The sequence below is a fragment of the Pseudomonas sp. CC120222-01a genome (assembly GCF_003097235.1).
Taxonomy (GTDB): Bacteria; Pseudomonadota; Gammaproteobacteria; order Pseudomonadales; family Pseudomonadaceae; genus Aquipseudomonas.
In genome coordinates this window covers 560,544-585,106 of record NZ_QEQQ01000001.1, presented here as the reverse complement: position 1 = coordinate 585,106, position 24,563 = coordinate 560,544, and the positions used below count along the sequence as shown (strand labels likewise).

General features: G+C 63.7%; 18 protein-coding genes and 1 pseudogene. 8 read left to right on the top strand and 11 right to left on the bottom strand.

What is annotated here, in order from left to right; genetic code table 11:
• From N430_RS29585 to N430_RS02840, 4 genes and pseudogenes are all read left to right on the top strand, one after another.
• A pseudogene (locus N430_RS29585) lies at positions 1-688 on the top strand (hypothetical protein); the annotation flags it as partial.
• A 10-nt stretch (positions 689-698) separates the two neighbouring features.
• Entirely contained in the window at positions 699-1,118 is a 420-nt protein-coding gene (locus N430_RS02850; RefSeq protein ID WP_256592051.1) for a hypothetical protein, read from the top strand.
• 158 nt (positions 1,119-1,276) lie between these two features.
• Complete coding sequence (locus N430_RS02845) at positions 1,277-1,648, top strand: YrhA family protein (protein WP_256592049.1); 372 nt, start codon at positions 1,277-1,279, stop codon at positions 1,646-1,648.
• A gap of 166 nt (positions 1,649-1,814) precedes the next feature.
• Positions 1,815-2,246 (top strand): DUF2628 domain-containing protein, encoded by a 432-nt coding sequence (locus N430_RS02840; protein ID WP_110631058.1) that lies wholly within the window; start codon positions 1,815-1,817, stop codon positions 2,244-2,246.
• Positions 2,247-2,609: 363 nt separating this feature from the next.
• On the opposite strand, the gene N430_RS02835 is transcribed toward N430_RS02840, so the two are convergent.
• The 6 genes from N430_RS02835 to N430_RS02810 are packed head-to-tail and all read right to left on the bottom strand — an operon-like array spanning position 2,610 to position 9,414.
• Positions 2,610-4,235, bottom strand: coding sequence for a BatD family protein (locus N430_RS02835; RefSeq protein WP_110631061.1), 1,626 nt, complete (start codon positions 4,233-4,235; stop codon positions 2,610-2,612).
• Complete coding sequence (locus N430_RS02830) at positions 4,232-5,950, bottom strand: tetratricopeptide repeat protein (RefSeq protein WP_110631064.1); 1,719 nt, start codon at positions 5,948-5,950, stop codon at positions 4,232-4,234. The genes N430_RS02835 and N430_RS02830 overlap by 4 nt, the downstream gene beginning before the upstream one ends.
• On the bottom strand, positions 5,947-7,023 hold the full coding sequence (locus tag N430_RS02825; protein WP_079227103.1) for a VWA domain-containing protein: 1,077 nt from the start codon (positions 7,021-7,023) through the stop codon (positions 5,947-5,949). The genes N430_RS02830 and N430_RS02825 overlap by 4 nt, the downstream gene beginning before the upstream one ends.
• Positions 7,016-7,510, bottom strand: a complete 495-nt coding sequence (locus N430_RS02820; protein WP_027919336.1) for a DUF4381 domain-containing protein — start codon at positions 7,508-7,510, stop codon at positions 7,016-7,018. The genes N430_RS02825 and N430_RS02820 overlap by 8 nt, the downstream gene beginning before the upstream one ends.
• On the bottom strand, positions 7,507-8,451 hold the full coding sequence (locus tag N430_RS02815) for a DUF58 domain-containing protein (RefSeq protein ID WP_110631067.1): 945 nt from the start codon (positions 8,449-8,451) through the stop codon (positions 7,507-7,509). The genes N430_RS02820 and N430_RS02815 overlap by 4 nt, the downstream gene beginning before the upstream one ends.
• 3 nt (positions 8,452-8,454) lie before the next feature.
• Positions 8,455-9,414, bottom strand: coding sequence for a MoxR family ATPase (locus N430_RS02810; RefSeq protein ID WP_027919334.1), 960 nt, complete (start codon positions 9,412-9,414; stop codon positions 8,455-8,457).
• A gap of 174 nt (positions 9,415-9,588) precedes the next feature.
• Between N430_RS02810 and N430_RS02805 the strand changes: the two genes are divergently transcribed.
• On the top strand, positions 9,589-10,794 hold the full coding sequence (locus N430_RS02805; RefSeq protein WP_110631070.1) for a DUF2235 domain-containing protein: 1,206 nt from the start codon (positions 9,589-9,591) through the stop codon (positions 10,792-10,794).
• A gap of 60 nt (positions 10,795-10,854) precedes the next feature.
• On the opposite strand, the gene N430_RS02800 is transcribed toward N430_RS02805, so the two are convergent.
• The 4 genes from N430_RS02800 to N430_RS02785 all read right to left on the bottom strand — a co-directional run bounded on the left by N430_RS02800 (position 10,855) and on the right by N430_RS02785 (position 14,810).
• Positions 10,855-12,186, bottom strand: coding sequence for an MFS transporter (locus N430_RS02800; RefSeq protein WP_110631073.1), 1,332 nt, complete (start codon positions 12,184-12,186; stop codon positions 10,855-10,857).
• Positions 12,187-12,230: 44 nt separating this feature from the next.
• Positions 12,231-13,424 carry an L-2-hydroxyglutarate oxidase gene (gene lhgO, locus N430_RS02795; RefSeq protein WP_110631076.1) on the bottom strand — a complete coding sequence of 398 codons (1,194 nt, stop codon included), beginning with the start codon at positions 13,422-13,424 and terminating at the stop codon, positions 12,231-12,233.
• A 103-nt stretch (positions 13,425-13,527) separates the two neighbouring features.
• Positions 13,528-14,238, bottom strand: coding sequence for a FadR/GntR family transcriptional regulator (locus N430_RS02790; protein WP_110631079.1), 711 nt, complete (start codon positions 14,236-14,238; stop codon positions 13,528-13,530).
• 218 nt (positions 14,239-14,456) lie between these two features.
• Complete coding sequence (locus tag N430_RS02785) at positions 14,457-14,810, bottom strand: hypothetical protein (protein ID WP_110631082.1); 354 nt, start codon at positions 14,808-14,810, stop codon at positions 14,457-14,459.
• 275 nt (positions 14,811-15,085) lie between these two features.
• On the opposite strand from N430_RS02785, the gene N430_RS02780 reads away from it, so the two are divergent.
• Complete coding sequence (locus N430_RS02780; protein ID WP_110631085.1) at positions 15,086-19,951, top strand: NAD-glutamate dehydrogenase; 4,866 nt, start codon at positions 15,086-15,088, stop codon at positions 19,949-19,951.
• A gap of 79 nt (positions 19,952-20,030) precedes the next feature.
• On the opposite strand, the gene N430_RS02775 is transcribed toward N430_RS02780, so the two are convergent.
• Positions 20,031-20,849, bottom strand: a complete 819-nt coding sequence (locus N430_RS02775; RefSeq protein WP_054885785.1) for a pyruvate, water dikinase regulatory protein — start codon at positions 20,847-20,849, stop codon at positions 20,031-20,033.
• A gap of 190 nt (positions 20,850-21,039) precedes the next feature.
• Here N430_RS02775 and ppsA point away from each other — a divergent pair, with 190 nt between their 5' ends.
• Both ppsA and N430_RS02765 read left to right on the top strand, forming a co-directional pair.
• A complete protein-coding gene (gene ppsA, locus N430_RS02770) occupies positions 21,040-23,415 on the top strand; it encodes a phosphoenolpyruvate synthase (RefSeq protein WP_110631088.1) in 2,376 nt (791 codons plus the stop codon).
• Between the two features lie 101 nt (positions 23,416-23,516).
• Entirely contained in the window at positions 23,517-24,509 is a 993-nt protein-coding gene (locus N430_RS02765; protein WP_256592048.1) for an alpha/beta fold hydrolase, read from the top strand.
• Positions 24,510-24,563 lie beyond the last annotated feature (54 nt).

The window sequence follows — 24,563 nt, the reverse complement described above, 5'->3', positions numbered from 1 at the left end:
TACCGAGACCACGGATGAGATCGAACCGGAAGTGCCTGGGTGGCTTGAGGCCACGGCATTGGGGGTGGGGATTGCCAGTGCGATAGCGTTGGTGGGGCCGGAAATGGCGCTCTGGGGGATGTTTGGAGGCGTGATTGGCGGTGAGGCAGGGTATCGGTTTGGTGGAAATCGTTACGGCGAAGGGTCGGACGAACAGCAGTTGATAGCTTTTGGTAGTGCAGTCGTAGTGGGTGGGTTAACTGCTAGGTACAGAGTCAAGCCAGATTATGGTTTTGGATCGAATTTTGGCAATTTAAAGATTACACGGAGGGATTCAAAAGGCCTGAGCGCTTCAAGTGAGGATTTTCAAGCGCGAGCAACTTTTGGTAAAGCTTCAACTGACGATTACAGAACCACGTTTTTCAATGCGTATCCTGAACAGCGAGGGAAAGTGGTCGTGCATCATGCGGTTGAGCAACAAGTTCAGAGTCGATATCCGGGATTGGTGAGAAATGATGAACTACATTCTCTCGAAAATCTAAGGGGAATTCCCAAGGAAAAGAACTCAAGGATGCACCTGAGTGGGATCCGAAAGGAATGGAACAAATTTTACTTGGAGTTTCCCAAGGCAACAAAGCAGCAGCTGCTTGACAAGGCGACCGAGATTGATGGTATGTTTGGCGCTGAGTTCAAGCCCCCGGTTAGATGAGGTTTCCGTTATGTATTATTATGTTGAGCCAGAGGTGGCCGGAGGACTCGGTGAAGATACCGTTCTGGATACCACTGTGCACCCCCCTATCGTTCACTCTTTGCAATACGTGTTTGACGATTGGCTTGGTGATCAGTTTCTTGAGTCATTTCCTTGTTTTATTGTTACCGAGGCGGTTGCGGCTGCAATAAAAGAGGCTGGTCTATCAGGGTGTAGCTTTGGTCCTGTTGATGTGAAGAAGTCTGATGTATTTGAAGAGCTAAATCCAGGTGGGGTGCTTCCGGAGTTTGTTTGGTTGAAAGTTGACGGCGTAGCTGGAGTGTCTGATTTCGGATTAACTGAAGATCATCGCCTGGTTATTTCGGAAGTCGCAAACAAGCTTTTCAATAACTTTGGCTTGGAGAATGCAGATTTTCGGACGTTTGGCTAGTGGCAGGAGCTGGTCGAGGAGTTTGACCAAGTCCAAGATGTCGGCCCTGGTATCGTATTTCTTGTTCTTGTGTGGGTGAAGCTTGTAAAGCTATCTTTCTCTTGTGTTCAGTATGTCGGCATTTTTCTCCGGTGCGTCTGAAAGCGAGTTGAGGTCGTTTGTTCGGCGCTGTAAGAAGTTATTGTTCGCTGTTCCACCGTCCGAGTACTTGGATTTTTTTACGTGTATGCATCGGCGGAGCGGAAAACGGTGTGTTCGTGTATTCGACTCGCCGTGTTCAGTTTGAGGACTGTGCTGGCCAGACGAATGATTTTGTTGAGGTGAATCTGAATTGGCGTGACTTGGAGTGGATGACGAACTATCTGGTGTTCGGGGATAGTGACATGGATGTGTTTGTGCTGGAGATGTCATCTGGAAAGTACCAGGTCAGGGATCGCCAAGTCTTTGACAATGTATACGCTGAATTCCCCACGTTTGATGGGATGATGTGCCATATTATCGAGTCCATGCTACACGGTGGTGGCATTTGACATGATTTTCTCTGGTCGCGAGAACCAGAGACTTCAACCGTTTCGTGATGTAGGTCTCACTCTGTCGGGGTTTCAGAGCTTGTCCCCAAGCCGACCCTGAACTACCCTCCGACCCGGCCATACTCATGGCCATTCACACCCACGGACGATCATCACGGAGCTCCCCATGGAAGGCATCCCGCAAACCCAATTCACCTCCAGCAACCTCAAGCCGAAATGGCAGGAGCGTTTCGCCTTCTTCGATCAGTACGGCAACCCGAGCAGCGCCGCCTACAAGGCCGCCTTGAAAGCCGCGCCTGTCGGTAAAAGGCTACTGATCGCAATGAACTTCATCGCCTTCTTCTTCGGCCCGATCTACTTGTTTGTGCTGGGCCTGTGGAAAAAGAACTTGTCCCTGCTGGGTATCATCGTGGCCATCACCGTGGTGATCGAGATTTTCCAGAATGTCACCGGCATCGTCATGCCGCGGGCGCTGGATACCGGGCTCAACGTGATGTTCAGCGTGATGTACGCTGTCATCACCAACTATGCCTATTACCTGAAGCAGACCACGGGCAAGCAAGGCTGGAACCCGTTCGAGGGCTTGCGTTTCATTTGAAGGCTTTGTAGCGCGCGAAAGGGCTTAGAGGTGCCTGGCGGGGGAGATTCAGCGCCTGTGAGATCGAGCGCCGCCCGCGCGGCGCTTCGCGGGTCAAGCCCGCTCCCACAGTCTATTTCGGGCCAGTCACTCCTGTGAGGTCTCCACTGTCCGCCTTGTTTGCCCCATTTGATATCTGAGGTGGCAGCAGTTGCTATTCATCTCTATTCAGCCATGCACCAAGGCGGACAGCGGTACTTGCACAGGAGAGATTGGCCCGAAATAGACTGTGGGAGCGGGCTTGACCCGCGAAGCGCCGCGCGGGCGGCGCTCGATCTCACAGGCGCTGAATCTCTCCCGCCGGACACCTGGCAGCCACACCCCTCACTTCGGATAAAGCGGCGGCAAGCTCCCACTTTCCCCAGCCGGCAACAACACCTGCTCCGCCGGCGGAATCGTGCCGATCGCCCGCCACAGATCCTCCCCCTGCCAATACTGCCCACTCTCGCTGTACAACGCCCCGTTCAACCCATCCAGCGCATCCGACAACGGCACGAACCGCGCCGCCATCTCGGCCAGGGTCTCCGGCTGCTGCCGCGCCCAGGCATCGAGCGCCTGGCGTGTAGCCTGCGGGTCGTTGGCCTGGCAGGCGCGCTTGAGGTCATCCAGCAAGGTACGCGGGCTCGGCCCGTTCTGCGCAGCACGCAGCACCGCTGGTTGCGAGCGGGCGCGCCACCACAGGGCGAAGCCGAGCACCGTGGTCAGGGCGAACAACAGGGTGGCGAGTTGCCAGGGCCAGAGCAGGTGACTGGCGCCGCTGCTATCGCCAACCGGGGTGTCGGCGCTCAGCGCCGGGTTGTCCTGCACGTCCAGCATACGCGCCGGCAGGCTGCTGTGTTCCAGGTGGTCTTCACGGGTGTTCCACCAGGTGACTTCCACCGCTGGCAAGGCCAGGTTACCGCTGTGGGTCGGCACCAGCGCTTCGCGCTCCTCGCGGTTGGCGGTCATGCCGCGTTCGTTGATCTCGTTGCGCAGCACCGGCTGGTCCGGGTAGCGGCGCAGGCCGACGATTTCGGTAGCGGGCAGCTGCGGTAGCTGGGTGCTCGACAGGCCTTCGGCGCGCAGGGTGATGCTGCGGGTCAGCGAGTCGCCGATCTGGGGCTGCTGGCTGGCCGGGTCGGGGTTCCAGTGTTCTTCCAGGGTCAGCTCACGTGCCGGCAGCCAGGGCGCGTTGGCCGGCCAGTCGGCAGGGATGGGGCGCACGGCCAGGCGCAGCGGCAACGAACTGACCTGCACCTGGCGGCCTGCCCGGGCGGTGCCGGCGGGTTGCTGGCCGTTGTCGGCGGCGGTGGCGGTGAAGGTCAGCGGTGGGATGTCGAGGTCGCCGCTCTGCTGCGGGTACACCGCGTAGCGGGTTTCGATCACCCCGTGGCGCACGCCGTTGATTTCTTTTTCGTAGGTGCGCGACTCCCCCAGCGGCTCGACCTTGGCGTTTTCCAACTGCAGCGGGCTCAGGCTGCTGTCGTCGTATAGCGACACCGAATGGTAGATGCGCAGGGTCAGCACGGCCTGGGCCTGGACGTAGACCTCGTTGCTGTCCAGGGTGGCTTCGACGAAGACTTGTGAGGCGACTTCCGGGCGGCTGGCGTCGGCCTGCAGCACTTGCAGGTCGATGGCCTGGCTGTGCGACTGGCCCAGCTGCAGTTCGGGGATACGCAGGCTGCCGCTGCGCCGTGGCAGCAGGGTGATGATCCAGCGGGTGCTGGCGCGGGTTTCGCCGTCGAGGGTGTGCAGGCTGTTCAGCTGGCGTGTGCCGCGCACTTCGAAGTCGCTGTCCAGGGCACGCAGGTCGGGCTTGCCGAACTGGGTCACGTCCTGGCTTTCGAGGGTCAGCTCAAGGGTTTCGCCGGCCTCCAGGCGCGTGCGGTCGACGCTGGCCTGCAGCGTGGGTAGGGCCTGGGCCATGACGGCCCACAACAGGCTGAGTAGAAAGACGCCGAAGCGACTCATCGTGTTTTTTCCTGATGCAATTGCTGTTCATACCAGAATTTGCGCCGCAACAGTTCCGCCGGGTTGTCGGGGATCTCGCGCAGCCATTGTTCCAGGGCCTGGCGCTGTTCGGCATCGAGGCTGGTCGATACCGGGCGCTGCGGCGGCTGGGTGATGCTGTCGTCATCGCCGCCCTGGTTGCCAGGCGCCGCCTGGCTGTTGTTGCTGCCTTCACCGGGTTGTTCGGCCTTGGCCTGTTCCTCACTGCCGGGCGTACCCTGGGTGGGGCTGCTGGCCGAGCTGCTGTTGCCTTCGGTTTCGCTGCCGGGGGTGCCTTGGGCATCGCTGTTGGCCGGTTGTTCTTCGGCCTGGGCCTCGCGTTGCTGCAGTAGCTGCTGCACCAGTGCCTGGTTGGCCAGTGCCGGCTGCAGGTCGGGCTGGCGCTCCAGGGCCTGTTCATAGGCATCCAGGGCGGCTTCCAGCTCGCCACTTCGGGCCAGGGCATTGCCTCGATTGTAGTGGGCTGTGGCGCTGTCGCCCTGGGCGAAGGCCTCGGCGGCACCGGCATAGTCGCCGGCCTGGTATAACGCCATGCCGCGCCATTGCGGGTCGTGGAAATGCCGGGCGGCGTCTGCCGGGCGTTGCTTGCGCAGCAGCATCTGGCCCTGTTGATCGGGGCGCAGCCACAGGTCGTTGAATTCGAAGGCCTGGCTCGGTTGCGGCAGGGCCAGCAGCAGCGGCAGGCAGAACAGCCAGCCGCGGCGCCCGGCACAGGCGGCCAGCAACAACAACGGCAGCAACAGCCAGTAGCCCTGGTCGGCCCAGCTGTCCAGTTGCAGGGTCTGGCCGGCATCGTGCAGGCGGCGCGGGTTGTCGAACAGGCCCAGGCCGCGCAGGTCGAGGTCGTCGATGCGGGCATGGCGGTAGCGCCCGCCAGTACCACTGATGAAGGCCTTGAGGCTGGCGCTGTCGAGCCTTGGCAGGAGAATGCCACCCTGGTCATCCTTGAGGTACTCGCCATTGGCCTGGCGCACTGGCGCGCCGTCGCCGGTGCCGATGCCGAGCATCAGCAGGCTCGGGCCCTGGCGGCCGAGGGCCTGGGTGATGCCTTGGCGCTCCGGCGCGCTCAGCGCCGAGCCGACCAGCAGCAGGCGACCCTGGCCAAGGCCGCTCTGGGCCAGCAGGGCCAGGCCTTTTTGTACGGCCAGGTCGGCGCGTTGACCGGGTTTGGGCATGATCGACGGGTCGATGGATTCCAGCAGGTTGCGCGTGGTACCCAGGTCATCCGACAGCGGCACCAGGGTGTGCGCACTGCCGGCATAGACGATCAGCGCGGTCTGGCTGTCATTGCGGTGTTCGAGCAGGTCGAGGATCTTGCGCCGGGCCTGTTCCAGGCGGTTGGGCGCAACGTCTTCGGCAAGCATCTGCGGGGTCAGTTCGAGCAGGATCACCAGCGGGTCGGCCGGGCGCTGGCGGGTTTCTTCCAGGCGCTGCCAGCTTGGCCCGAGCAGGGCCAGTACCATCAGCAGCCAGGCCAGGCCCAGGGCCACCCACGGCAGCTTGCTGTTGCTGCCGCTACCACCGCCAAGCAGCACCGGGTGGAACGCTGGCGGCAGGATCATCTGCCAGCGCCCGGCGCGCTTGCGCCGGTGCCACAGCTTGAACAGCAGCCAGCCGAGCAGGGGCACCACCAGCAGCCAGAGCGGGCGCAGCCATTGTGGCCAGAGATCGATCATCGGCGTTTCCTCAGGCGCAGGCGTTTCAGGCGCTGGCGCCATTCCGGATGGGGCTGCAGGAAACGCGGTTTGCGCAGCACCTTGTGCAGCAGGTTGTCGGGCCATTGCACCGCCACCACCAACAGCACGCTGAGCAGCAGGGCCAAGGCCAGCGGCCAGGCATACAGGGCTTTGGCCGTGCGCGCCTGGGTCGGTTGCTGGGCAACGGGTTCAAGCTGGTCGAGGGTGTCGCCGATGGCGTTCAGCTCGGCGCCGTCATGGGCGCGGAAGTAGGCACCGTGGGTGATGTCGGCAATTTCCTTGAGCGACGCTTCGTCGAGGTCCAGGCTCGGGTTCAGGCCAAGCAGGCCGGGCGTGCCGCTGGCCTCGGGGTTGGCGCCGATGCCGATGGTGTAGATGCGCACGCCTTCCTGGGCGGCCAGGCGGGCGGCGGTCAGCGGGTGGATCTGCCCGCCGTTGTTGGCGCCATCGGTGACCAGCACCAGTACCCGGCTTTGTGCCGGACGCTGGCGCAGGCGCTTGACCGCCAGGCCGATGGCGTCACCGATGGCGGTGTTCTTGCCGGCGATGCCGATCTGCGCTTCGTCGAGGAAGGTCCGCACGGTACGCCGGTCGAAGGTCAGCGGGGCTTGCAGGTAGGCCTGGCTGCCGAACAGGATCAGGCCGACACGGTCGCCTTCGCGGTCCTGCAGGAAGTCGCCGAGCAAGGCCTTGACCAGGTCGAGGCGGCTGATGTCTTCGTCCTTCCACTGCATGTCGGGGAAGTCCATCGAGCCCGACACATCCACCGCCACCAGCAGGTCGCGGCCGCTGGCGGCCACCGGCACCGGCTCACCGAGCCATTGCGGGCGCGCTGCGGCCAGCAGCAGCAATAGCCAGATCAGTACATACGGCGCCTGCTGGCGCAGGGTCGGCAGGTTCAGGCGTGCACGGCGCCCGGCCAGCCCTTCTAGCTCGTCGAGGAAGCCGACCTTGAGCACCGGCTCGCCACTGTCGGCGGCGGGCAGCAGCAGGCGCGCCAGCCACGGCAGCGGCAGCAGCACGAAGATCCACGGCCAGGCCAGTTCAAACATGTTTGCGAATCCAGGTTTCGACCGCCTGGCTGAGCCCGACGATGGCCTTGTCGTCGAGTTTGCACTCGGGCTTGTAGGCGCCCTCGACCAGCACCATCCAGCGAGTCAGGCCGGCGGCCGGGCAGCGGTTGTCGAGAAAGGCCAGCCACTGGCGGCCGTTCAAGGTATGGCTGTTGGCACCGGGATAGTGGTTGCGGCACAGGCGCTTGAGCAGGGCGTTGATCTGCTGCAGCCAGGCGCCGGCCGGGGCGCCGTCGTAGGGGCGTGGCAGGCGGGCGAGTTCGGCCAGGGCTTCCAGGCGCACCGGGTCGAGCGGCAGCTCGGCGCGCACCACCGGACGCTTGCCCGGGCGCCAGCGGCGCAACCGCCACAGGCCCCAGACCAGCAACGGCAGCAGCGCGAGCAGCAGCCACCAGCCCGGTGCCGGCGGCCATAGGCCGATTGCCGGCGGTGCTATCAGTGGTTGCAGCTGGTCCAGCGGGTTCATTGTCCGCTCCCGGGGCGCTGGGCGTTCAGGTATTCGCGCAGTTGCTCGATCATCTCGCTCTGGGTGCTGAGCGGCATCAGCAGCACGCGCAGCTTCTGCGCCATCAGCTCCCAGCGCTCGATGCGCGCTTCGGCCTGTTGACGGTAGGCCTGACGCAGGTTGGCGTCCAGGGTGTCTAACTCCAGCTGCGAACCGCGCTGGGCGAAGCGCAGCAGGCCGGCGGCGGGCAGGGCGTGGTCGAGCGGGTCGGACACCGGCATCAGCAGCAGGTCGCAATGGCGCGAGAGCATGGCCAGGTGTTGCTCAGCCTGGGCGCTGAGCGAGCGCTCGTCGCAGATGACGATGGCCAGGCTGCCGGGGCGCAGCACTTCACGGGCGCGGCGCAGGGCCAGGCCGAGGCTGTCGGTTTGCGGCGCGGCTTCGGTGTGCAGCGCCTGGTTGACCTTGGCCAGGCGGTTGAGCAGCTGCAGCAGGCTCTGCTTGCTGCGCCGTGGCTTGATCTCGTGGTGCTCGTTGTCGCCGAACACCAGCCCGCCGATGCGGTCGTTGTGGCCCAGGGCAGCCCAGCCGAACAGCGCGGCAGCCTCGGCTGCGAGCACCGACTTGAACATCAGCCCCGAGCCGAAGAACAGGCGCTGGCTCTGTTCGACGAGAATGAAGATCGGCCGTTCGCGTTCCTCGTGGAACAGCTTGGTGTGCGGCTCCTGGGTGCGTGCGGTGACGCGCCAGTCGATGTTGCGCACATCGTCACCAGCCTGGTACACGCGCACCTGGTCGAAGTCCACGCCGCGCCCGCGCAGCTTGGAGTGGTGCAGGCCGACCAGCGGGCTGCGCTGGCCGGGGCGGGAAAACAGCTGGATTTCGCGCACGCGGTGGCGCATGTCGATCAGTTCGGCGAGGCCGATGCGGATGCCGGATTCGGCCTGCGGCGCGGTGGGCATGGGTCAGGCGACGGCCACGACGTCGAGGATGCGCTGGACCACGCGGTCCTGGTCGATCCCCGCTGCTTCGGCTTCGAACGACAGGATGATGCGGTGGCGCAGTACATCGAACAGCACTGCCTGGATGTCTTCGGGGCTGACGAAGTCGCGCCCGGCCAGCCAGGCATGGGCGCGCGCGCAGCGGTCGAGGGCGATCGAACCACGCGGGCTGGCGCCATAGGCGATCCAGTCGGCCAGTTCGGCGTCGAACTTGGCCGGGGTGCGGGTAGCCATCACCAGTTGCACCAGGTATTCCTCCACGGCATCGGCCATGTACAAGCCGAGGATTTCCTTGCGTGCGGCAAAGATCGCCTGCTGGCTGACCCGGCGCTCGGGTTTCACTTCGCCGCCCAGCGCTTCGCCACGGGCCTGGGCGAGGATGCGACGCTCCACGGCGGCATCGGGGAAGCCGATCTTCACGTGCATCAGGAAGCGGTCGAGCTGGGCTTCGGGCAGCGGGTAGGTGCCTTCCTGCTCGATCGGGTTCTGCGTGGCCATCACCAGGAACAGCGGCGACAGGTCGTAGGTGCTGCGGCCTACGCTGACCTGGCGCTCGGCCATCGCTTCGAGCAGCGCCGACTGCACTTTGGCCGGGGCGCGGTTGATTTCGTCGGCCAGCACCAGGTTGTGGAAGATCGGCCCCTGCTGGAACACGAAGCTGCCGGTCTCCGGGCGATAGATCTCGGTGCCGGTGATATCGGCCGGGAGCAGGTCGGGAGTGAACTGGATGCGGTGGAACTGCGCTTCGATACCTTCGGCCAGCTCTTTGATGGCCTTGGTCTTGGCCAGGCCCGGCGCACCCTCGACCAGCATGTGGCCGTCGGCCAGCAACACGATCAACAGCCGCTCGACCAGTTTCTCCTGGCCTAGGATCTGGGAGGAAAGAAAGGTGCGTAGCGCGATCAGCGCTTCACGGTGTTCCATCGGCGACGGTTCCTGGGTTTGCGCCAGGGTGTGGGCAGCCTGGCAGGGGGTGATACTTTAATCTATCCGCGGTGCCGCGTCGAAATCTGCACGCAGGCGTTGTGGGGTTCGCTGATGTTTCCCATGGACAGTTTGTCGCTTTCTGTTGCCTCCAAGGTGAACAGGAATACGACGATGGGCAAGCAATGCAGCTGTGTGCGAGTGGGTATCTTCTTTGACGGTACGGGCAACAACCAGGGCAATGCCTCCCAGCCTCTCAGCAACATCGCCCTGTTGCATGGGCTTTACCCGCAGGGGGAGGTGGGTGATCAGGCCTTCATCAAACTGTATTTGGAAGGGGTTGGTACGACCACGGGAGAGGCCGATTCGCTGTATGCGCAGGGAACTGGCAGGGGAGCCACCGGTGTGCAGGCGCGTGTGAGCCAGGCTTTGGTCAGGGTTGGCGAGCAGTTGCGCCTGCTGGCAGTCCCCGAGCGGATCGAGTTCGACCTGTTCGGTTTCAGCCGCGGCGCGGCGACGGCCAGGCAGTTGGCCAACCAGCTTTGCAGCGGTGAAGGGCTGCCGACCGAGCTGCAGCGGGCGCGGGTGATCAACTTCATTGGCCTGTTCGACACGGTCGCGGCCATCGTCGAGCCCCTGCGTGGTCACTTCGACCCCGCCGACGCGCGCCTGGGCGATCTGCGCCTTGGGTTGCCAGAGGGCATTGCCCGGCAGGTGGTGCAGCTGGTGGCCAGGGATGAGCAACGGCACAACTTTGCCTTGGTGCGCAGTGGCAACGACATCATCGTGCCCGGCGTGCATTCCAACATCGGTGGCGGTTATGCGGAGTCGATGCTTGAGCAGGTGTTGCTGAACAAGCCCTTTTCGAGCCGGGTGACGCAGGCAACGCCTGCCGAAAGAACCAACGCCTATGCCCAGGCCCACGCCTCGCTCACCGAGCTCGGCGACCCCGGGGCGCGTGTGCTTACTTGGGAAGTGCCGGTGAGTGGAGCTCGGGCGCAGCGGGATGAGGCGCAGAAACACGTTTATGCGGCGGTCTACCGGGAACGAGAGGTGTGCGGCCACCTGTCACGGGTTTACCTGAGCATCATGCGTGAACTGGGCCTGCGTAACGGCGTGCCTTTTTTGCCCTTGGGTGATGTCGAGGCTCACCGGGTACCGGATGAGTTGCGGGGGATCAGTCGCTCGCTGCACGACTATGCGCTGAACGGCGGGGCAGGGTTGACTGCTGAGGAAGAGGCGTTACTGCAAGCGAGGTATGTACATGCCTCGGCGCACTGGAACGCGTTGAAGGGATTGCGCTGCAGCGGGCTGGATGTACTGTTTGTCGACAGGCCGGCGCAGGGGGGCAGGGTGGTGCATGAGAATCCTGTTGGCTGAAGGGGCCTGCCTGACAGTACCTGCCTCATCGCCAGCGAGGTGATGAGGCAGGAACAGGCTTCAGTTCTTCGAGCTGGAGTGCTTGCGCCCTTGGTCGCACAGGGCGAACACCACCACCAGCACCCCGGCAATTGCCAGGATCAGCGCCACGCCATCGGTGGAATGGGTCGCCGACCCGGCCACCAGGGCCAGGCCGCCCAGCGGCGCCAGGCCGCCAGCTACCGCGGTGCCGATCTCACGGCCGGTGCCAAAGCCCGACGAACGTGTCTGGGTCGGGAACTGGCGGCTGAGGAACGAGCCCTGGGGGGCGAACATCATCGGCGCGAGGATGCCGGTGCCGATCGCGATGGCGATATAGATCTGGGTGGGCTCACCGGTGCTCAACAGTTGCAGGAACGGGTAGGCGAACAGTGCCGACAAGGCCCCGCCGAGCATCAGCACGGTCTTGCTGCTCCAGCGGTCGCATAGCCAGCCGAAGAACGGCACGGCGAAGATCGCCACCAGGCTGGCGATGGTCACCGACAGCGAGGTGACATGCGCTTCCACACCCTTGAACTGGGTCAGGTAGGCCAGCGAAAAGGTCTTGAAGATGTAGCTCAGGGCGTTGTAGCCGATGGCCACGAAGAACACCACGGCCAGGCCCTTGAGGTCGTTCCTGAACAGCAGCTTCAGCGGCGACACCTGTGGCGTGCTGCTGTCGGCCTTGTCGAGCTCCTTGAAGTCCGGCGTCTCGGGGATGCTCTTGCGCACCCACAGGCCGACCGCCACCAGGGCGATGCTGGCAATGAACGGGATGCGCCAGCCTCCGGCCAGGAGGAATTCGTTGCCGTTCATGGTCAGCAGGTACACGGTCAGCGACGACAGCAGCAGCCCCAGGTTCAGCCCCAGCGCCGGCCAGGCGCCCTGGCTGCCGCGCTTGCCTTCGCTGGCGTGCTCGTAGGAGGTCACCGCCGCGCCGGACAGCTCGGCCCCCGCGCCCAGGCCCTGGATGATGCGGATCACCACCAGCAGGATCGGTGCCCAGATGCCGATGCTGGCATAGCTTGGAATCAGCCCGATCAACGCAGTGCACACGCCCATCATGCAGAAGGTGATCACCAGCACATGCTTGCGCCCGAAGCGGTCGCCCAGGTAGCCGAACAGGACGCCGCCGAAGGGGCGGGCGATGAAGCCGATGGCGAAGGTTGAGAAGGCCAGCAGCGAGGCTACTGCCGGGTTGCTGGCATCGAAGAAGATCTTCGAGAACACGATCGCTGCCATGGTCGCGTAGAGGTAGAAGTCGTACCACTCCAGCATCGAGCCGAAGATGGTCGCCGCCGCCACCTTGCGCAGGCGCTTGCGTTGCTGTTGCGGGGTCTCGTGCGCGGCCGGGGCCGCCTCATGTACCGACATGGGGGGGGTCCTTATTGTCTTTGTAGTTGTGGGTGACGCAGATTTCAGCGGGCCTTGAGGATCTTCTCGGCGATCATCTGGCCGATGGGAATGGCCGATGTGGCAGCCGGCGACGGGGCATTGCAGACATGCACCATGCGCGGGGTCTCGGCGAACAGGAAGTCATGCACCAGGGTGCCGTTGCGCATCACCGCCTGGGCGCGAATGCCCGCTTCGTAGGGCAGCAGGTCTGCCACTTCCAGCGATGGGCAGTACTTGCGGCACTGTTCCAGGTAACCGCGCTTGAACAGCGAGTTCTTCATCTCGGTGGTACCGGAGCCGAGGTTGTTCCAGATGGTTTTCCAGAACCCTGGGAAGCGGGCGTATTCGGCCACGTCGCGCCAGTTGACCGAAAGCTTGCGGTAGTTCTCGCGGCCGAAGCCGAGCACGGCGTTCGGGCCGACGGTGACGCTGCCGTCGATCATGCGTGTCAGGTGCACGCCGAGGAATGGCAGCTCCGGGTCGGGAATCGGGTAGATCAGGTGGTTGACGATCTGGTTCTTGCTGGCCGGCAGGCGGTAGTACTCGCCGCGGAAGGGGATGATCTGGTGGTCGATCTTCACCCCGGCCAGGCGCGCCAGGCGGTCGGACTGCAGGCCGGCGCAGGCCACCAGCTGGCGGGCGCGCCAGGTGTGGCTGTCGGTGCCGACCGCGACATGGTCGGCGTGCTCCTGGATGGCACGCACGCGGGTGGACAGGTGAACCTCGCCGCCAGCCTGGCGGATCACCTTGGCCATGGCGTTGCACACCTGGGTGTAGTCGACGATGCCGGTGGCATCGAGGAACAGCGCGCCCTTGCCGACGATGTTCGGTTCACGTTCAGCCAGCGCGGCCGCGTCCAGGCGCTCGACCTTCAGGCCGTTCTGCTGCGAGCGCTCGTACAGGGCCTGCATGCGTTGCACTTCCAGGTCGTTGGAGGCCACCAGCAGTTTGCCGCAGACCTCGAAGGCGATGCCGTGCTCGCTGCAGAAGTCCTTGGTCGCCTGGGCGCCGCGCTTGCACAGTTCGGCCTTGAGGCTGCCCGGTGCGTAATAGATGCCCGCATGGATCACGCCACTGTTGTGGCCGGTCTGGTGGCGGCCGAGGCTGGCTTCCTTCTCCAGGATCAGCAGAGAGGCGCCCGGGCGCTGTTCGAGCAGGGCCATCGCAGTGGCGAGGCCGACGATGCCGCCGCCGATGATGCAGTAGTCGTAAGTCATGCAGGGGTACCTTGGTGTTCTTGTCGGTGGATCTGCTTATCAGGTTGTCAGACTAAGTAGTGCGTAAAAGGGCCCGCGTCAGGCCGCGTTGGTTTCTCCGGGGTCAGTCGAGGGCGGGGAGGTCGATCTTCAGGCGCCTGGCCGAGGCGCGCAGGTGCGCTTCGGCGCAGGCTGCGGCCGCCTGGCGGTCGCCATCGGCGATGGCCTGGTACAGCGCCTGGTGCTCACGATTGGCATCGGCCGAGCCACCCACCGAGTGGGCAGCGGAGTTTTCCCAGGCGGTGCGCCGGGCGCTGGCCAGCTGGCCACCGAGGAAGTCGTGGAAGGCCACGAAGTAATCATTCTTGCTGGCTTCGGCAATCGCCCGGTGGAAGGCCACGTCGGCGGCCGAGGCGGTGGCGAAGTCACTGCGCTTGTCGAGCATTTCCTGCAGGGCCTTGGCCATGTGGGCCAGGTCCTGCTCGTCGCGACGGCGGGCGGCGATGGCGGCGGCCTGGGTTTCGATCCACAGGCGCATTTCGAACATCTGCACCAGGTCCGGCTTGCGGCCATTGCTGCCGGGGAAGCGGAACACGGTACCGGCAGGTGTTTGCGAAATGTAGGACCCGAGCCCGCGACGGGCGATCAGTACGCCGTCGGCCTTGAGCTGCGCCACGGCCTCGCGCACCACCGAGCGGCTGACGTTCAGCTGTTCGGCCAGTTGCTGTTCGGTGGGCAGGCGCGATTCGGCGGCCAGACGGCCGGAGTCGATCTCGGCGCGAATGGCGCTGACGACACGGTCTACCAGGGTGTCGGGGCGCTGGAGCTCTAGCATGGAAACGGTTGCCTAGTTATCAGGTTGTCAGACAATGCCTGTTCTGAGGGTTGCCTGTCAATGTTGTAGGAGCGGCCTTGCCGGGGCGCCGGACCGGTCGGAAAGGGGCGCGAAGCGGCCCCAGGTTTTCAGCTTCGCAGTAGAAATTGCCGGGGCCGCTTCGCAGCCCTTTCGCGACACAAGGCCGCTCCTACAGGGACTGCACAGATTTTGAAGACTCAGAGCTCGCTGACGAAGGTGCCCGTGCCATCCAGGATGTTTTTCAGGGTCAGCGCCACTTCCTCAAGGTCGGTCCCTGCCGAAGTCAGCACGATCTCCAGTGCCTCATCCCCTTTCAGCGCATCCCGATCCCCAGCCGCCACCTCGATCAGCAAACGCTGTGCACTCAAGGTCACCTTCAGCCCGTCCAGGGTCGACGGCTCGTCATCCAGGGTCAGGTCGACGGTGTCTTCATCCGGGTAACGGGTCAGCAGAAACATCTGCCCCTTGTCGCTGTGGCAGCACAAGGTTGCCATGTTGTCTTCCTCGTCATCGCAAGGGGTGGCGAACAGCAGGGCGGTCTTGATTTGCATGGCAACGGCTCGGGTTTCTGGAAATGAGAGGGAATTCTGACAGCCTTGCACACATCCATAAACGTAAAGTTGCCAGCCCTTGACCGAAATTGTCGCAGCCTCGCAAGCGGCAATGACCGCTCAGTCGTTAAGCTTCGGCGAGCCCTGAACGTGCCTGCCACGTTCAACGTCTGGTTTTTACCGTCCGGCTTGCCATGGGTTGGCTATTGTTGATCCGTACATGGCGGACGTGCGCGACGCTTCAACTAATACAAAGCCCAAGCGGAGTACCACAGATGGCGTTCTTCACCGCAGCCAGCAAAGCCGACTTCCAGCATCAACTGCAAGCGGCCCTGGCGCAGCACATCAGCGAACAGTCCCTGCCACAAGTGGCGCTATTCGCCGAGCAGTTCTTCGGCATCATCTCTCTGGACGAACTCACCCAGCGCCGGCTTTCGGACCTGGCCGGCTGTACCCTCTCGGCTTGGCGCATCATCGAGCGCTTCGACCCCGAGTACCCGCAAGTGCGGGTGTACAACCCCGATTACGAACGCAATGGCTGGCAATCGACCCACACCGTGGTCGAAGTGCTGCACCACGACCTGCCGTTCCTGGTCGACTCGGTACGCACCGAGCTGAACCGCCGCGGCTACAGCATCCACACCCTGCAGACCACGGTGCTGAGCGTGCGCCGCGGCGCCAAGGGCGAACTGCTCGAACTGCTGCCCAAGGGCACCCAGGGCGAGGGCGTGCGCCACGAGTCGCTGATGTACCTGGAGATCGACCGCTGCGCCAATGCCGCCGAGCTGACCGTGCTGGCCCGCGAGATCGAGCAGGTGCTGGCCGAAGTGCGCGTGGCGGTGGCTGATTTCGAGCCGATGAAAGCCAAGCTGCGTGAAGTCGTCGCCGAAGTGGAGAACACCGTCTACGGCCCGGCCCAGCATGAAAAGGGCGAGGTCAAGGCCTTCCTCGAATGGCTGCTGGACAACCACTTCACCTTCCTCGGCTATGAAGAATTCACCGTCCAGGCCGACAGCAACGGTGGCCAGATGGTCTACGACGAACAGTCGTTCCTCGGCCTGCCGCGCCGCCTGCGCGTGGGCCTGACGGCGGAAGAGCTGCGCATCGAAGACTACGCCGTGGCCTACCTCAACGAGCCACTGCTGCTGTCGTTCGCCAAGGCCGCGCTGCCCAGCCGCGTGCATCGCCCGGCCTACCCGGACTATGTGTCGATCCGCCAGCTGGATGCCGACGGCAAGGTCATCAAGGAACACCGCTTCATGGGCCTGTACACCTCGTCGGTGTACGGCGAGAGCGTGCATGCAATCCCTTACATCCGCGTCAAGGTCGCCGAAGTCGAGCGCCGTTCCGGTTTCGACCCGAAAGCGCACCTGGGCAAGGAGCTGGCCCAGGTCCTCGAAGTGCTGCCGCGCGACGACCTGTTCCAGACTCCGATCGACGAGCTGTTCAGCACCGTGATGTCGATCGTGCAGATCCAGGAACGCAACAAGATTCGCGTGTTCCTGCGCAAGGACCCGTACGGGCGCTTCTGCTACGGGCTGGCCTATGTGCCGCGCGAAATCTATTCCACCGAAGTGCGGCAGAAGATCCAGCAGGTGCTGATGGAGCGCCTGAAGGCCAGCGACTGCGAGTTCTGGACCTTCTTCTCCGAATCGGTGCTGGCGCGTGTGCAGCTGATCCTGCGGGTCGACCCGAAGAACCGTATCGATATCGACCCGCAGCAGCTGGAAAACGAAGTCATCCAGGCCTGCCGCTCATGGCAAGACGATTACTCTGCGCTGGTCATCGAGAACTTCGGCGAAGCCCAGGGCACCAACATCCTCGGCGACTTCCCTAAAGGCTTCCCGGCGGGCTACCGCGAGCGCTTCCCGGCGCATTCGGCGGTGGTCGACCTGCAGCACGTGGTGGCATTGTCCGAGAGCAAGCCGCTGGCGATGAGTTTCTACCAGCCACTGACCCGTCTGGGCGAGCGCCTGCTGCACTGCAAGCTGTACCACGCCGATACCCCGCTGGCGCTGTCGGATGTGCTGCCGATCCTGGAAAACCTCGGCCTGCGCGTGCTTGGCGAGTTCCCTTACCGCCTGCGCCACGCCAGCGGGCGTGAGTTCTGGATCCACGACTTCGCCTTCACCTACAGCGAAGGCCTGGACCTGGACATCCAGCAGCTCAACGACACGCTGCAAGATGCCTTCATCCACATCGTCAAGGGCGACGCCGAGAACGACGCCTTCAACCGGCTGGTACTCACCGCCGGCCTGCCATGGCGTGACGTGGCGCTGCTGCGTGCCTATGCCCGTTACCTGAAGCAGATCCGGCTGGGCTTCGACCTTGGCTACATCGCCAGCACCTTGAACAACCACACCGATATCGCCCGCGAGCTGACCCGGTTGTTCAAGACCCGCTTCTACCTGGCGCGCAAGCTCACCAATGAAGACCTGGACGACAAGCAGCAGCGCCTGGAGCAGGCGATCCTCACGGCCCTGGACGAGGTCCAGGTGCTCAACGAGGACCGCATCCTGCGGCGCTACCTGGACCTGATCAAGGCCACCCTGCGCACCAACTTCTACCAGCCGGATGCCAACGGCCAGAACAAGTCGTACTTCAGCTTCAAGTTCAACCCCAAGCTGATTCCCGAGCTGCCCAAGCCGGTGCCGAAGTTCGAGATCTTCGTCTATTCGCCACGGGTCGAGGGCGTGCACCTGCGCTTCGGCAACGTCGCTCGCGGCGGCCTGCGCTGGTCGGACCGTGAGGAAGACTTCCGCACCGAAGTGCTGGGCCTGGTCAAAGCCCAACAGGTGAAGAACTCGGTGATCGTGCCGGTCGGCGCCAAAGGCGGCTTCCTGCCGCGCCGGCTGCCGTTGGGCGGCACCCGCGACGAGATCGCCGCCGAGGGCGTGGCCTGCTACCGCATCTTCATCTCCGGCCTGCTCGACATCACCGACAACCTCAAGGACGGTGGCGTGGTGCCGCCGGCCAACGTGGTACGTCACGATGACGACGATCCGTACCTGGTGGTGGCGGCCGACAAGGGCACCGCGACCTTCTCCGACATCGCCAACGGTATCGCCATCGACTATGGCTTCTGGCTTGGCGATGCGTTCGCTTCAGGTGGTTCGGCCGGTTATGACCACAAGAAGATGGGCATTACCGCCCGCGGCGCCTGGGTTGGCGTGCAGCGCCACTTCCGCGAGCGTGGCATCAACGTGCAGCAGGACCCGATCACCGTGATTGGTGTTGGCGACATGGCCGGCGACGTATTCGGCAACGGCCTGCTGATGTCCGACAAGCTGCAACTGGTGGCGGCGTTCAACCACCTGCACATCTTCATCGACCCGAACCCGGACCCGGCCACCAGCTTCGTCGAGCGCCAGCGCCTGTTCGACTTGCCGCGGTCGGCCTGGAGCGACTACGACACCAGCATCATGTCCGAAGGCGGCGGGATCTTCCCGCGCAGTGCCAAGAGCATCGCCATCAGCCCGCAGATGAAAGAGCGCTTTGCCATCGAGGCCGATCGCCTGACGCCGACCGAGCTGCTGCACGCGCTGCTCAAGGCCCCGGTCGACCTGCTGTGGAACGGTGGTATCGGCACCTACGTCAAGGCCAGCAGCGAAAGCCATGCCGATGTCGGCGACAAGGCCAACGATGCGCTGCGGGTCAACGGCAACGAGCTGCGCTGCAAGGTGGTGGGCGAGGGCGGCAACCTCGGCATGACCCAGCTTGGTCGTGTCGAATTCGGCCTGCACGGTGGTGCCACCAACACCGACTTCATCGACAACGCCGGTGGCGTGGACTGCTCCGACCACGAGGTCAACATCAAGATCCTGCTCAACGAAGTGGTGCAGGGTGGCGACATGACCGAGAAGCAGCGCAACCAGCTGCTCGGCAGCATGACCAACGAAGTGGCCAGCCTGGTGCTGGGCAACAACTACAAGCAGACCCAGGCGCTGTCGCTGGCCGCCCGCCGCGCCCGCGAGCGGATCGCCGAGTACAAGCGCCTGATGGCCGACCTCGAAGGCCGTGGCAAGCTGGACCGGGCCATCGAGTTCCTGCCGTCCGAAGAACAGCTGGCCGAGCGCCTGGCTGCCGGCCAGGGCCTGACCCGCGCCGAGCTGTCGGTGCTGATCTCGTACAGCAAGATCGACCTCAAGGAGCAGTTGCTCAAGTCGCTGGTGCCGGATGACGATTACCTGACCCGCGACATGGAAACCGCCTTCCCGCCGTCGCTGGTCAGCAAGTTCGCCGACGCCATGCGCCGTCACCGCCTGAAGCGCGAGATTGTCAGCACCCAGATCGCCAACGACCTGGTCAACAACATGGGCATCACCTTCGTCCAGCGCCTGAAGGAATCGACTGGCATGAGCCCGGCCAACGTCGCCGGGGCCTATGTGATCGTGCGTGACATCTTCCACCTGCCGCATTGGTTCCGCCAGATCGAGGCGCTGGACTACCAGGTGCCGGCGGAAATCCAGCTGACCCTGATGGACGAGCTGATGCGCCTGGGCCGCCGCGCCACCCGCTGGTTCCTGCGTAGCCGGCGCAACGAGCAGGATGCCGGGCGTGACACCGCGCACTTCGGGCCGAAAATCGCCCAGCTGGGGCTCAAGCTCGACGAGCTGCTGGAAGGCCCGACCCGCGAGCGCTGGATGGTGCGTTACCAGAGCTTCGTCGACGCTGGTGTACCGGAGTTGCTGGCGCGCATGGTGGCCGGTACCACTCACCTGTATACCCTGTTGCCGATCATCGAGGCTTCGGACGTGACCGGCCATGACCCGGCACAGGTGGCCAAGGCGTTCTTCGCCGTGGGCAGCGCACTGGACCTGACCTGGTACCTGCAGGAAATCAGCAACCTGCCGGTGGAAAACAACTGGCAGGCCTTGGCCCGCGAGGCGTTCCGCGACGACATCGACCTGCAGCAGCGGGCGATCACCATCTCGGTATTGCAGATGGCCGATGCCCCGGAAGACATGGACGCCCGTGTGGCGCTGTGGGCCGAGCAGCACCGGGTGATGGTCGAGCGCTGGCGCGCCATGCTCGACGACCTGCGCAACGCCACCGGCACCGACTATGCGATGTACGCGGTGGCCAACCGCGAGCTGGTCGATTTGGCGCTGAGTGGGCAGGCGGCGGTGGTGCCGTCCTGAGTCAGGTACTGAGGTAAAAGAAAGCCCCGGCAGCGATGCCGGGGCTTTTTTGTACTCCTGTGCTGGCCCTTTCGCGGGCTTACTTGAATCTGCGCTCCACGCCTTTCTCGACCAGGATCTTCGCCGAAATCTCTTCCACCGAGAAATGCGTGGAGTTGATGTTGGGAATGTTCTCTCGGCGGAACAGGTTCTCCACCTCGCGCACCTCGAATTCGCACTGGGCAAAGCTCGAATAGCGGCTGTTGGGCTTGCGCTCGTGGCGGATGGCGGTCAGGCGGTCCGGGTCGATGGTCAGGCCGAACAGCTTGCTGTGGTGCTTTTTCAGCACCGCCGGCAACTGCAGGCGCTCCATGTCGTCCTCGGTCAGCGGGTAGTTGGCGGCGCGGATACCGAATTGCATGGCCATGTACAGGCAGGTCGGGGTCTTGCCGCAGCGCGACACGCCGACCAGGATCAGGTCGGCCTTGTCGTAGTAATGGGTGCGCGCGCCGTCATCGTTGTCCAGGGCGAAGTTCACCGCCTCGATGCGTTCCATGTAGTTGGAATTGCCACCAATCGAGTGCGACTTGCCCACGGAATACGACGAATGGGCAGTCAGTTCCTGCTCAAGCGGGGATAAAAACGAAGAAAAGATGTCGATCATGAAGCCGTTCGACGTCGCCAGGATCTCACGGATGTCCTGATTGACGATGGTGTCGAAGATGATCGGCCGCATGCCATCGCGCTCTGCGGCAGCGTTGATCTGCTGCACCATGGTCCGCGCTTTTTCCGGGCTGTCGATGTACGGACGGGTGAATTTATTGAAAGGAATGCTTTCGAATTGAGCGAGCAGGCTCTGGCCCAGGGTTTCGGCGGTGATGCCGGTGCCATCGGAGATGAAGAACGCGGTTCGTTTCATTTGCGATCTGGGCCTTAAGCTGATGACGTTTCTTGGATATGATAAGTTCGGTTTGCCGAATGCGGCTGTCAGCATTCTGCCATATTTTGCGAACCTATTTTCCAGGTACAGGCCACAAGCGTCCGGCCCAGTCAACGAAGGCAGGCGGGCGCCCTTGAGCTTTTCCAATACAGTTAGTGGAGAGATCACCTTGGTAGAGTACGTAGTTTCCCTCGATAAGCTCGGCGTCCACGATGTGGAGCATGTGGGGGGCAAGAACGCATCCCTGGGCGAGATGATCAGTAACCTCGCTGGTGCCGGTGTGTCGGTGCCGGGCGGCTTTGCCACTACGGCTCAGGCGTACCGTGATTTTCTTGAACAAAGTGGCCTGAACGACCAGATCCACGCGGCCCTCGATGCGCTGGACGTGGACGACGTCAACGCCCTGGCCAAGACCGGCGCGCAGATCCGCCAGTGGGTGATGGAGGCCGAGTTCCCGGCCCGCCTGGATGCGGAAATCCGCACCGCCTTCGCCGAAATGTCCAAGGGCAACGACAACATGGCCGTGGCCGTGCGTTCCTCGGCCACCGCCGAAGACCTGCCGGATGCCTCGTTCGCCGGCCAGCAGGAAACCTTCCTCAACATCCGTGGCGTCGACAACGTGATCCGCGCGGCCAAGGAAGTGTTCGCCTCGCTGTTCAACGATCGCGCCATCGCCTACCGCGTGCACCAGGGCTTCGACCACAAGCTGGTGGCCCTGTCCGCTGGCGTGCAGCGCATGGTCCGTTCGGAAACCGGCACCGCCGGCGTGATGTTCACCCTCGACACCGAGTCGGGCTTCCGTGACGTGGTGTTCATCACCGGCGCCTACGGCCTGGGTGAAACCGTGGTGCAGGGTGCGGTCAACCCTGACGAATTCTACGTGCACAAACAAACCCTTGAGGCTGGCCGCCCGGCCATCCTGCGCCGCAACCTGGGCAGCAAGGCGATCAAGATGGTCTATGGCGACGAAGCCAAGGCCGGTCGCTCGGTCAAGACTGTCGAGGTCGACCGCGCCGAGCGTGCGCGCTTCTGCCTGAGCGACGACGAAGTCAACGAACTGGCCAAGCAGGCGATGATCATCGAGCAGCACTACCAGCGCCCGATGGACATCGAATGGGCCAAGGACGGTGACGACGGCAAGCTGTACATCGTCCAGGCCCGCCCTGAGACCGTGAAGAGCCGCGCCAGCGCCAACGTCATGGAGCGCTACCTGCTCAAAGAGAAGGGCACCGTGCTGGTCGAAGGCCGCGCCATCGGCCAGCGCATCGGCGCCGGCAAGGTCCGCGTGATCAACGACGTGTCCGAGATGGACAAGGTGCAGCCGGGCGACGTGCTGGTGTCCGACATGACCGACCCGGACTGGGAACCGGTGATGAAGCGCGCCAGCGCCATCGTCACCAACCGTGGTGGGCGTACCTGCCACGCGGCGATCATCGCCCGTGAGCTGGGCATCCCGGCCGTGGTCGGTTGCGGCAACGCCACCCAGGTGCTCAAAGACGGCCAGGGCGTGACCGTATCCTGCGCCGAAGGCGATACCGGCTTCATCTTCGAGGGTGAGCTGGGCTTTGACGTCAAGCAGAACTCGGTGGACGCCATGCCGGAGCTGCCGTTCAAGATCATGATGAACGTCGGCAACCCGGACCGCGCCTTCGACTTCGCCCAACTGCCGAACGCCGGTGTGGGCCTGGCGCGTCTGGAATTCATCATCAACCGCATGATCGGCGTGCACCCCAAGGCGCTGCTGAACTACGCGGGTCTGCCTGCCGACCTGAAAGAAAGCGTCGACAAGCGCATCGCCGGCTACAACGACCCGGTCGGCTTCTATGTCGAGAAGCTGGTCGAGGGCATCAGCACCCTGGCGGCGGCCTTCTACCCGAAAAAGGTCATCGTGCGCCTGTCGGACTTCAAGTCCAACGAGTACGCCAACCTGATCGGCGGCAAGCTGTACGAGCCTGAAGAAGAAAACCCGATGCTGGGCTTCCGCGGCGCCTCGCGCTACATCAGCGAGTCGTTCCGTGACTGCTTCGAGCTCGAGTGCCGTGCGCTGAAGCGCGTGCGCAACGAAATGGGCCTGACCAACGTCGAGATCATGGTGCCGTTCGTACGCACCCTGGGTGAGGCCAGCCAAGTGGTCGACCTGCTGGCCGAAAATGGTCTGGCCCGTGGCGACAACGGCCTGCGCGTGATCATGATGTGCGAGCTGCCGTCCAACGCGATCCTCGCCGAAGAGTTCCTCGAGTACTTCGACGGCTTCTCGATCGGTTCCAACGACCTGACCCAGCTGACCCTGGGCCTGGACCGCGACTCGGGCATCATCGCCCACCTGTTCGACGAGCGTAATCCGGCCGTGAAGAAGCTGCTGGCCAACGCCATCCAGGCGTGCAACAAGGCCGGCAAGTACATTGGCATCTGCGGCCAGGGCCCATCGGACCACCCAGACCTGGCCAAGTGGCTGATGGAGCAGGGCATCGAAAGCGTGTCGCTGAACCCGGACTCGGTCCTCGAGACCTGGTTCTTCCTGGCTGAAGGCCAGGGCGCGGCCTGATGCGGTAAATTGCGGGGGGCGTCTGGCGTGCCCCCGCCTGGTTATTTCCAGGGCGAGTTCCAGTGATGGATCCCGCCCTTTTTTGTGCACCAAGCAACCTTATGCAAAGCAGCAGCAACCTTTTTCCCGTGGCCTTGCTCAGTGCCGAGCGCCGCGGTGACCTCAGCGAAGACGTGTACCGGATCAAGGCCGGCAACAGCCCTGACCCCACCGTAGAGCTGGCCATTACTCGTCTGGGGTTGGCTGATCAAGGCCGGCCCCACGGTGTGCCGGTGATTTTGCTGCATGGCAGCTTCTCCAACCGGCGCTTCTGGTACTCACCCAAGGGCATTGGCCTTGGGGCCTATCTGGCGCGGGCCGGGTTCGACGTGTGGATCCCGGAGATGCGTGGCCACGGCCTGTCACCGCGTAACCGCAACTGGAAACACAACAGCGTGGCCGACTATGCCCGCGACGACCTGCCGCTGATCGGTGCGTTCGTGCGTGAGCAGTCTGGCCAGACGCCGCACTGGATTGGTCACTCCCTGGGCGGCACCACCTTGGTGGCAGCCTTGGGTGGCGGCTTTCTCAAGGCCGAGCAGGTGGCCAGCGTGGCGCTGTTCGGCACCCAGATCAGTCGTGTCTATTGGCCGCTCAAAGTGCCACCGCTGACCTGGGGGGCGAAACTGCTGCTCAAGCGCTGGGGGCAGATTTCCGGGCCGCGGTTCAAGCGTGGGCCGGAGGACGAGCCGATTGGCCTGGCCCTTGAGAGCATGCGCTGGCATGGCCTGTTCGGCCGCTTTGGCGACAAGCAGAACGACTGGTGGGCGGGGCTGGCCGACGTGGATGTGCCGGTGCTGGCGGTGGCCGGCGCGGGGGACTTCCAGGACCCGGTGTGGGCCTGCCGAAAGCTGTTCGATCAGCTGGGTGGCGAGCGCAAGCAGTTCCTTCGGCTGGGCCGTGAAGAGGGTTTCGAGGCCTTTGGGCATGTCGACATGCTGGTGAGCAAGGCGGCGCAGGCGCAGGTCTGGCCGTTAGTGGAGCGCTGGTTGCGCGATCCGCTGTTGCCGGTGCATGAGTCGACGGTGGTGCACGAGCCGGTGCCTGCCAGTTGAATTTGCTTCATCTGTTCTGGCCTCTTCGCGGGCAGCCCGCTCCCACAGGGATAG